This is a genomic window from Herbaspirillum sp. B65 (assembly GCF_000333555.1).
Classification (GTDB): domain Bacteria; phylum Pseudomonadota; class Gammaproteobacteria; order Burkholderiales; family Burkholderiaceae_D; genus Herbaspirillum; species Herbaspirillum rubrisubalbicans.
The window spans coordinates 1-8,235 of sequence record NZ_BADI01000908.1 but is presented as its reverse complement, the minus strand read 5'-3'; the positions used below and the strand labels follow the sequence as shown (position 1 = coordinate 8,235).

Sequence of the window (8,235 nt, the reverse complement as noted above, 5' to 3'; positions counted from 1 at the left end):
CGAGCATGGAGTATTTCCACCGCAGCTTTCCGCACTGAATTGAACCAAAATAAGGGACTACAACTGGTGCTGAATCGATACATCAACATCGTCATCGAGCAACTCTATAGCACATGCCGCTGCATCAAATTCCCATACCCTCTCCGAGCGCCTCGCAAAGTGGCTACTAATGAGTCAGGATCGCTCCAATGCCCAAGAATTTTCAATCACCCAGGAAACACTGGCATCGTTGTTGGGAGTGCGACGTGTTGGTATCACTGCAGCGGCCACCCAATTGCGGAGCAACGGTATTATCGAATACAGCCGCGGCCACGTGACCATTCTCAACCGAAAGCACCTTGAAAAGCAGGCGTGTTCTTGCTACATCGACGAAACTAAGCTCTATACAAAGACGCTATAGCAAGCTTACGCTGCGTCCGCCGTGCACTGGCGTGCTAACCGACGGTGACAAGACTCTCTGGAACTTTCCGCCCAGGCATAAACGCGTGTCAGCACTCAAGCGGTGACAGGATTTGAGCAAGATGGCCAGATCCGACTTCGAATCCGCTCCGATGAATCCATAAAGATCCCCGTGCTGGTCGCCGATTGCAACCGCCAGATCGTTCTTCTACATGGCTGAAATCTTGACGTTACGTAGTTCAAGTTACTCCATCAAGTTGCCGTCGAAATCGCTGCTGATACCGCCACCGATTAGTGCGCTTGTATTCATAACTGCCTCCCGATCCAGAGCCGGCCGGCTTCAAGGAAGTACTATGCCATTACCCCCCATTCTATTGCCTTAACGGTCGGTTCTCTGTTCGTTACCCAACTTAGCGGAACCTAGATCGACGATACTTCTCGACTTTGGGGAGGTCATCTGACGTCTAAGTGCCTGTAAGCTCGCCGTGCACTCCGCGCTTCTCTATTTCGGAGTGTGCGCGTACGAACGCGTACTGAAAGGCCATTGCGGAGGAGCGTGCCCGCAGGTCAACCCATTGCGCAAAAATGACATCGCCCCCAGTCGCTGAAATCCTGGCAAATCGCCGTATATTAGTAAATACGCAACAATCCTCTGCGTAACGAGTTACCGTGACCTCGATCTGAAATCCCTTGAAGAACTTGATGCGGCTGGTGTGCATGCCTGAACTCCTGCAATCGCCTCCGTGCTCAAGATGAGCGCCATCTACCGGCCATGGGCGCGCCGACAAATTTGATATTCCTCTTAAATCCGATCGTACCCATGACCTCGCGTACGGTCGGTGCGCTACGTAACCAAAGCTGCTTGACCAAGCTGCCGAGTTCCAGCCATTCGACAAGCTACGCGCGCAGGCGCTAGATCGAAGTGTTAGCCTCATCAACTTTCGAAGCGGGTAGGCGGTAACAAGCGTTGGGTTTCCTTTCTGACCACCGCGTAGCATTCGCAGCACAGCTCTTCCAGTCTGGGTCTGTTCAGCACTGTCAGCCGCCCCCTGCTGTACTCGATTACACCCTGCCGTTGCAGCTTGCCAGCTGCCTCGGTGACGCCCTCGCGCCGCACTCCAAGCATGTTGGCGATAAGCTCTTGCGTCATGGTCACCTGGTTGCCCGACAGTCGGTCCAAAGATAACAATAACCACCGGCACAACTGCTGGTCGATGGAATGGTGGCGATTGCAGACGGCGGTCTGCGCCATCTGCGTCAGCAGCGCCTGGCTGTAACGCAACATCAGATGAAGCGTACCAGTATCGCGATGGAATTCTTCCTTGAAGCGGCTGGCAGAAAGACGATAAGCGCTACCGCCACTCTGCACGATCGCTCTGCTGGGAGTACTTTCTCCTCCCATCAAAATGGGGATGCCAATAAAACCGTCGTTGCCAACTACGGAAATTTCTGCCGACGCACCGTCTTCCATGACATACAGCAGGGACACGATGGAGTCGGTCGGGAAATAGACATGCTGCAACGTATCGCCCGATTCGTAGAGCACCATCCCCAAGGGAAGAGAAATCCATTCCAGCTGGGGAAGCAGACGATGCTGCACGTCCGGTGCCAACGCAGCCAGAAGATGATTCTTTAATGGAAGATTTGAATTAGACATGCTGCAATCCAATTGGGGCAAGGGAGATTGAGTGCCGATCGGAAAATAACGATAGACTTGGGATTCACAGATGTTCGATACCGGACACATGGAAGCGTTCAGCATAAAAAAACTGCCCGCATGGGCAGTTTCAAAGTTCTTCCGCTTTGCCTTTTATACCGGCACAAGGCCGGTCGAATTTGCCCCATGCATCTTCGATTTGCGACGATGGCGCAAGGCAGCGAAGCCGACCATGCCAAGCCCAGCCAGCATCATTGCCACAGTGGAATTCTCCGGAACCGCGGCCACGCTGATGTTGCCTCCGAAGCTTCCGCCACTAGTACCCGTGACCTTGCCGATTGCTGATAGGGTGTACAGCCCGGAGGTAAGATTGGAGGCATGCAAGGTCCATGTCTGCAAGCCTGTGCTGGAAGTCAGATGCCCAGTCGCGGTCACGCCGTTTCCGCTCAGAGTGAAGCTGCTGATGTTGAGCCCCGACATGGAGTCCAGTGCGATCGAGATCACCGCGGACGAAACGTTGAAGACGGTACCCTGTGCGAAAGTGAAATTCTCGGTGAAAGTCTTGCCGCTGGTGCCGTCTCCATATGAGGCACCAATCGATGAGCTGGGCCCGTTGAAAGTGATCGTGGAAGTGTTGTTGATGTCGGTCGATGCATGGACAGCGGCGCTGGACAGCATCAAGGAAGCGGATAGGAATACCCCTGAAATGACATTTTTCATTGAGTGACCTCTAGGTTGAATGTGGCAAAGATAGTGGAAAGCGAACTGCTACGATTTGATTCTTCTTGGAGCCTTGGGAATATCCAGGAACGACGCGCTTATTTGAATGAACAGTGCTGACGCCGTTGCAAGCCATATGCCATTCACGCTTACTGCAAGACGAAGCATCGCCTGCTCGGACATTCTTAATCTGTTCGCCACCGAACATTAAGAAAGAATTTTTATATTTTTTCCACGAGCATCTTTTTCATTCTTTGAGCTCATATATGCGAGCTAACGTATGGGCTGCCACGCTTTATCGATAGACGACAAAAGTGCCGCTGTGACCAGGGGGCATAAAGACAGCGAACTCCTCTGAAGCGCGACGAGCGTTTCTACGGTCGTTATCCCGCCGCGATTTAACATTCACGATAATCCATAAAAAGCTTTTGGTATGTGCGCTGACAACCATAGAGGATGCAGTTCCATATCCCTTACAAACCAATGGCGTAAATGAATTTGCGCATAGCCAGTATGACTACAGCGACATAAGCCTTGCACCTACATCCGCTGAATTTTAATAGGAACAGCATGTCTCATCGTCGGCGTAGCGATATTGGAAGCGCAGACGAATTGCCAACCGACACTCAAGGAGAAATGACATGTCTAGCAAAAATCAACGCAGCAAAGACACTAGCACTTACCAAAAATTGGCGGTCGCGGGAGAGAGTAGCGGCAAGACCGTCAAGTCCAGCCGCGATAACGACGGCGACCCGGTCGCAGGCGGCCAATATTCGACCATGACGAAGAAGCAAGGGCACTCGACATCTCACAAAACGGATGGCAAGAAATCGTAGATGAGATTAAAGGGGCGACGACAAGAGGGCCCCTTCTTTTGAACGTGGCATTCTATGGATAGCCCAATGGCCCGCCTATTCTACCGATAGCCATACCGCAAGCGAGCACATAGGTGTCCAAAGAAAAGCTCTACTCAACGCTGCAAGAAATGCGGAGCTGGATGATGCCTTTGGACACAACTTTTCGTTTTCGAAAGGAGAAAATCGAATTGATTCTTGGGTGATTCTCATCTGGAAACCGGCCGGAATAATTCGTAAAAAAATGGGGAAAAGAAACCTGGATGGCAAGGAATGAGCGGCCCAATCAAGGTAACTGCCCGTGAGAATTCCTGTATTCGCTCCAACTCAAAGCTCCAAGCGTGAAACTGCTAACAATGGCCTCGCAACTATTGATTCCGTAGGCAATGGCTAGCGCCTCTGTACGATAAACAGTCTTTGGCCCGCGCTTCAACAGTATCGATTCACCGCCTCGTTTCACCAGCATGGACTCGAGAAACCAGCCAGCATCACACTGCGAGTACTCCAATCGGTAGCAGAAGCTACCATCGCTACCAGCAGTTTCGTAAGTGAGCATATGAACTCCTTGTCGAACAGATGAAGACAGACGGGACTGGATTCGAGACTTCCGGACAAGCTCTTGCCGACTTTGACTAGAAGGGAATTGATTGAACAGATGTTCAGTAGATTAAGGTAACGATTTGGCTTGTACCGAACTGTTCGGTACCTAACATAGAAAAAACATCGCTATGAGTTTGTTCTGCATAGTTGTATGAGCAGATTGACGTATGACTTTTCGGCGGTCTCTTAAGCCAAAACTATCCGATGTGTTGGTTTCCTCGCAGAACTGGCCCTCTCCTGGATTACCCGCCCCCTAGGCTAGACCAGGATGATTGAGGAATTCATTTACTTCAAATAGGAGTCAACTTGGACGCAACTCAAGAAACAGGCATCTTATAGAGCAGCCATCCGCATAATAGCGAGAGCAAAAACGCCAAGGCCGCCAGTGCAAATATAGCCCTTTGAGCACGTCCGAAAGATGCGTCCTTTTCAATGCAAGCCGGACATCCAAGTTGATGTTGCACTCTTTCACTGTGTGCTTTCACCAACTCTGGTACCGCAACCGGACCTGCTTTGGCAGCACCAGCCGAAATCCATTCCTCTAGCGTTTCTTTCACGGTCGAATAATGCTCAATCGGGAGCTCGCGGAAATATCGAATTCCAAAGTCTTTCATAAAGACCTTATAAATTTCGACTTCCTTTTCACCGGAAATGGCAGACCATTCTTTCACTAATACGTTGATTCTTTTCCGCTGGAATTCAGTGATCCGTGGAGGATCTTCCGCGTCTATTACTTCACTCGAATTCCGAGTACCAATGGTCGTTGGGCCACTGATACTATGCACATTCCCATTGATGAGCTGGGAAACGTTTCCGCGAATATTAATTTTCCCTACCATTACCACCCTACTTCGTAAAAATAACCCTCAACGCAGCCATCTATCACATTGAAGAGGCACCGCTCCATTTCATGACTTTTTCTTAGATGGGACTTTAACTATCTGAGGGCCCACGACCTTTTTAAAGGTCTCCCCGTGAATTTGTTGCCCGACGCCGCCGTGAATGGTGATGTTCGCTCGACCTTTGGGAGCGGACGCAGGTTTGTCTGTATCGCTCGCTCCTTCGACCACGCCAAGAACGCGCGCCTTGGCGCGAAGATCAAGTTTTCGATAGCCGTCTAAAAGCTCTTCCTCATCGTCCGAAAGTGATCCAACGGACAACTTTCCAGTAAACAGAAAAAGCACGTCAATTCCTGCGTCGGATAACCGCTGCAGGTAATCGGAATCAGGTTTTCTTGAGCCGTTCTCATAGTTGAGTTGAGTATCTCGAGTGACGCCGCCAAGCTGTGCAAACTTGTCTTGGTTTAGCCCCAAACGCTTCCGCTCGCCTTTAAGCCGGGTTTTGAAATCTTCCATACGACCACAAATATGTTTGACATGTAGGCGTTCGCCCACTATATTTACGTCATTGCTAAGTGACGTGTACAACGATTATCCCATATGCCTACTTTCTCCAAGCACGTATCCCGCCCCCACACCGATACTTCGGTGGCAGTTACCTTCCGCCTTGAAGCTGATGAAGAACAACGACTGGCTGAGCTGGCCCGCCAGGATTTGCGCACGCGCTCTTCATTCGTACGCCTGCTGATCTTGCGCGGCATGGCCGCCTACGACAACGACGTCAAAGCCGGACGGGCTTGAGCATCGGAGACCGCCATGTACGACGATCCCCGCAAAATCCGTCATCGCCGCATCGTAGTGCGCGTCAACGACGACAACTACGACATCATGAAAGCCTTGGCGCAGTACCAGGGCGAAAACCTGGCCACCTTGGCCCATGATCTGCTGATGCATCAGGCCATCGCCCTGGCGCAATCCTATTCGATGCCGATCTTAGCCGAGCAGAACGTGCAAACCAAGGCGCTCACGAGCCACTTTTCAGTGCCTCGCAATGCCTGATATCGAACTGCCGTTCACCCATCCTGCTTTAGTCGAAGCCCTCGAAGTGATCATGATGCGAGAAGGTTTCGACACGATTGAACAAGCTGCTGAGTTCGCTTTAGCGCAATCTGTTCGAGAAGGTATCAAACGTGTTACTGGCAAGGGGCGTGCACTCTATGCCATCAAGGGAAAGAAAACAACATGCGTGTAATCAGCCTGCCGTGCCCTCATTGCCAAAGCCCAGTACGTGCAGCCAAAAGCCGGACCATGTCTACGCTGATGAAGGAAATCACCTATCGATGCCAGAACGTCGATTGCGGCCATACCTTCGTCGCCACGCTGGAGATTTCTCGTACCGTTTCCCTGTCGGCCATGCCCAATCCCGAGGTGAGCCTTCCCATCTCGCCCCGTGCGTACCTTGCACCCCAAGGAACAGGTACTGCCTGACTTGCTGCTGACCGCCTAGCCGGTCGCTGAACCCCAAAATTTACTAGAACCTGTCGTGCGCCGTTTGGCGCACGCGGGATTCGCTCACCCTAAAGAAACCTCACATGGCTCTCGATCAGCAACAGACAACGCTTGCGCTCGCCTCGCTGCGGCTTCGCATGGGCGACGACATCAAAGAATTTCAATGCGCCCAGCGCATGCTGCTGCGCAAGGCGGTACTGCAAGACGAACTGCAGTGGAATGTGATCTGGCAGGGCAAATCTGCCATTGCACAGCGCCTTGGCCAGCGTTTGCAGCGCCTCGGCGGCCTGATGGGAGCGTGGTAATGCGTACTGTGATCGCCCATGGCATCGCTGTGCTGTTGCTGCTTGCGCCGGCTCTTCTGGCGGCCCTCGGGTTGGTGAAAGGGTAATGATGCGCGGTGCACGAATTAAGGACCATGCGTCATTCCGTCCAGCATCGGACCTGCTGCGTGAGCGCGCTGCATGGGTACCGACGCCTCCTGGCAATGAAGCTGCCAAGGCCGAGCTAACTAAGTCCATGTCGCTGCTGCGCAATCGCAGGCGGCCCAATCTGCAAACGGGGATTGCTTATTCCTGGGCGGCCATGGCCAAGCCGGTGCGGCGGCACATCCTGGCCCTGGCCGGACTCTCGGCAGATCGCTGGGAATGCCCCATTCACTCCTTTACCGAAGCTGAGCGCCTGGCCATGCGCCATGCCGTGCTGCGTGCCATTACGACATATGAAAGAGCGCTCAATGCAGTCTAGAACAGTTGATGCGAAGACACGGCGTCGCCATCGGGCCTTCGTCGAGTCGCACCAGTTTGCCGGTGAATTGGCCCGCATTCCGCTGAAGTGGCGTGGGCGTGTTGTGGGGCAGGCGCTGGAGCTGATGTCGGTATGGCACTGGAACAAGATTTTTGAGCCGATCGCTGTTCAGTTCGGCGTGGCGGTGCTGGCGCGGCGGCTGGAGAAGTTCGATGCCGAGGCGGTCTTCGGTCTGCTGGCGCGGCATCAGATCCGCAATGTGTTCTTTCCGCCGACCGCCTTGAAGATGCTGCGCGGCACCCCCGATCCGCGCTCGCAGTGGCCCTTCTCGCTGCGCAGCGTGGCCAGTGGTGGAGAGACGCTGGGTGACGACTTGATCGCCTGGGGCCGCGAGGCGCTGGGCGTGACCATCAACGAGTTCTACGGCCAGACCGAGTGCAACCTGGTGGTGTCCTCTTCCTCACAGCTCTATCCCAGCGCCTCAGGCAGCATGGGGCGCGCGGTACCGGGGCATGAGGTGCAGATCGTCGATGAAGAAGGCCTATCGGCGCGGTCCCGGGTTTCCGGCTCCGTCGAGATGAAGGTATCCCATCCCAGGCGACCGCCTTGGCGCTTGGCGTCCAGGGCCATGCCGCGCACGTCCGGGGCGCGCAATACCAACTGCACTTCATATTCCAAGGTCGATCCTGTGAACATTCCTAACATGCGGGCCAGTGCAACCGATGCCCGTGCTCCCGGCAGGAACTGCTCGAAGTCGCGCATGGCCAGCGGCCCGATACGCAGACGCATCCGCAAGTCACGCTGCCAGACGCGCTCACCGGCCATGGCCGTGCCCAGCGCCGAATTGGTCGAGCCCAGCATGGTCTGGTGCTCGCGCGGCACGTCATCCAATGGCCGACGAACTGTCGAT

General features: G+C 53.7%; 12 protein-coding genes and 2 pseudogenes. 9 read left to right on the top strand and 5 right to left on the bottom strand.

Going from position 1 to position 8,235, the window contains the following annotated elements; all coding sequences use genetic code 11:
• Positions 1–73: 73 nt before the first annotated feature.
• On the top strand, positions 74–400 hold the full coding sequence (locus I5W_RS34300; protein ID WP_083893597.1) for a Crp/Fnr family transcriptional regulator: 327 nt from the start codon (positions 74–76) through the stop codon (positions 398–400).
• 933 nt (positions 401–1,333) lie between these two features.
• Here I5W_RS34300 and I5W_RS21430 read toward each other — a convergent pair.
• Together I5W_RS21430 and I5W_RS30345 are read right to left on the bottom strand one after the other, a co-directional pair.
• Positions 1,334–2,056, bottom strand: a complete 723-nt coding sequence (locus I5W_RS21430; RefSeq protein WP_044530753.1) for a Crp/Fnr family transcriptional regulator — start codon at positions 2,054–2,056, stop codon at positions 1,334–1,336.
• 153 nt (positions 2,057–2,209) lie between these two features.
• Positions 2,210–2,734, bottom strand: coding sequence for an FxDxF family PEP-CTERM protein (locus I5W_RS30345; RefSeq protein ID WP_306302680.1), 525 nt, complete (start codon positions 2,732–2,734; stop codon positions 2,210–2,212).
• 683 nt (positions 2,735–3,417) lie between these two features.
• Here I5W_RS30345 and I5W_RS21420 point away from each other — a divergent pair.
• Entirely contained in the window at positions 3,418–3,612 is a 195-nt protein-coding gene (locus I5W_RS21420; RefSeq protein WP_006465445.1) for a hypothetical protein, read from the top strand.
• Positions 3,613–4,547: 935 nt separating this feature from the next.
• Here the strand turns inward: I5W_RS21420 and I5W_RS31575 are convergent.
• The gene (locus I5W_RS31575) at positions 4,548–5,075 is read right to left on the bottom strand and encodes a hypothetical protein (protein ID WP_159106142.1); all 528 of its coding nucleotides are present in this window, start codon (positions 5,073–5,075) and stop codon (positions 4,548–4,550) included.
• A gap of 63 nt (positions 5,076–5,138) precedes the next feature.
• Positions 5,139–5,585 (bottom strand): helix-turn-helix domain-containing protein, encoded by a 447-nt coding sequence (locus I5W_RS21410; protein ID WP_044530751.1) that lies wholly within the window; start codon positions 5,583–5,585, stop codon positions 5,139–5,141.
• A gap of 84 nt (positions 5,586–5,669) precedes the next feature.
• Here I5W_RS21410 and I5W_RS21405 point away from each other — a divergent pair, with 84 nt between their 5' ends.
• From I5W_RS21405 to I5W_RS30335, 7 genes and pseudogenes are all read left to right on the top strand, one after another.
• Positions 5,670–5,870, top strand: a complete 201-nt coding sequence (locus I5W_RS21405) for a hypothetical protein (RefSeq protein WP_044530750.1) — start codon at positions 5,670–5,672, stop codon at positions 5,868–5,870.
• A 15-nt stretch (positions 5,871–5,885) separates the two neighbouring features.
• A complete protein-coding gene (locus I5W_RS21400; RefSeq protein WP_044530749.1) occupies positions 5,886–6,128 on the top strand; it encodes a hypothetical protein in 243 nt (80 codons plus the stop codon).
• Positions 6,121–6,321: a hypothetical protein gene (locus tag I5W_RS21395; RefSeq protein WP_044530748.1), complete on the top strand. Its 201-nt coding sequence runs from the start codon at positions 6,121–6,123 to the stop codon at positions 6,319–6,321. The genes I5W_RS21400 and I5W_RS21395 overlap by 8 nt, the downstream gene beginning before the upstream one ends.
• On the top strand, positions 6,312–6,557 hold the full coding sequence (locus I5W_RS30340; protein ID WP_006465440.1) for an ogr/Delta-like zinc finger family protein: 246 nt from the start codon (positions 6,312–6,314) through the stop codon (positions 6,555–6,557). Before I5W_RS21395 ends, I5W_RS30340 begins: the two co-directional genes overlap by 10 nt.
• A 104-nt stretch (positions 6,558–6,661) precedes the next feature.
• Positions 6,662–6,883: a hypothetical protein gene (locus tag I5W_RS21390; RefSeq protein WP_044530747.1), complete on the top strand. Its 222-nt coding sequence runs from the start codon at positions 6,662–6,664 to the stop codon at positions 6,881–6,883.
• An 85-nt stretch (positions 6,884–6,968) separates the two neighbouring features.
• On the top strand, positions 6,969–7,325 hold the full coding sequence (locus I5W_RS32600) for a hypothetical protein (protein WP_252717161.1): 357 nt from the start codon (positions 6,969–6,971) through the stop codon (positions 7,323–7,325).
• Positions 7,273–7,833, top strand: a pseudogene (locus I5W_RS30335) (AMP-binding protein); the annotation flags it as partial. The gene I5W_RS32600 and the pseudogene I5W_RS30335, both read left to right, overlap by 53 nt.
• Here I5W_RS30335 and I5W_RS30330 read toward each other — a convergent pair.
• Positions 7,794–8,235 (bottom strand): annotated as a pseudogene (locus tag I5W_RS30330) (type VI secretion system baseplate subunit TssG); the annotation flags it as partial. The pseudogenes I5W_RS30335 and I5W_RS30330 overlap by 40 nt on opposite strands.

Bases quoted from the DNA above. Each gene is read 5' to 3' on its own strand.
- I5W_RS21420 (WP_006465445.1), top strand. From the start codon at position 3,418: ATGTCTAGCAAAAATCAACGCAGCAAAGACACTAGCACTTACCAAAAA.
- I5W_RS21405 (WP_044530750.1), top strand. From the start codon at position 5,670: ATGCCTACTTTCTCCAAGCACGTATCCCGCCCCCACACCGATACTTCG.
- I5W_RS32600 (WP_252717161.1), top strand. From the start codon at position 6,969: ATGATGCGCGGTGCACGAATTAAGGACCATGCGTCATTCCGTCCAGCA.
- I5W_RS21390 (WP_044530747.1), top strand. From the start codon at position 6,662: ATGGCTCTCGATCAGCAACAGACAACGCTTGCGCTCGCCTCGCTGCGG.
- I5W_RS21410 (WP_044530751.1), bottom strand. From the start codon at position 5,585: ATGGAAGATTTCAAAACCCGGCTTAAAGGCGAGCGGAAGCGTTTGGGG.
- I5W_RS21395 (WP_044530748.1), top strand. From the start codon at position 6,121: ATGCCTGATATCGAACTGCCGTTCACCCATCCTGCTTTAGTCGAAGCC.
- I5W_RS30340 (WP_006465440.1), top strand. From the start codon at position 6,312: ATGCGTGTAATCAGCCTGCCGTGCCCTCATTGCCAAAGCCCAGTACGT.
- I5W_RS30345 (WP_306302680.1), bottom strand. From the start codon at position 2,734: ATGCTGTCCAGCGCCGCTGTCCATGCATCGACCGACATCAACAACACT.
- I5W_RS21400 (WP_044530749.1), top strand. From the start codon at position 5,886: ATGTACGACGATCCCCGCAAAATCCGTCATCGCCGCATCGTAGTGCGC.
- I5W_RS21430 (WP_044530753.1), bottom strand. From the start codon at position 2,056: ATGTCTAATTCAAATCTTCCATTAAAGAATCATCTTCTGGCTGCGTTG.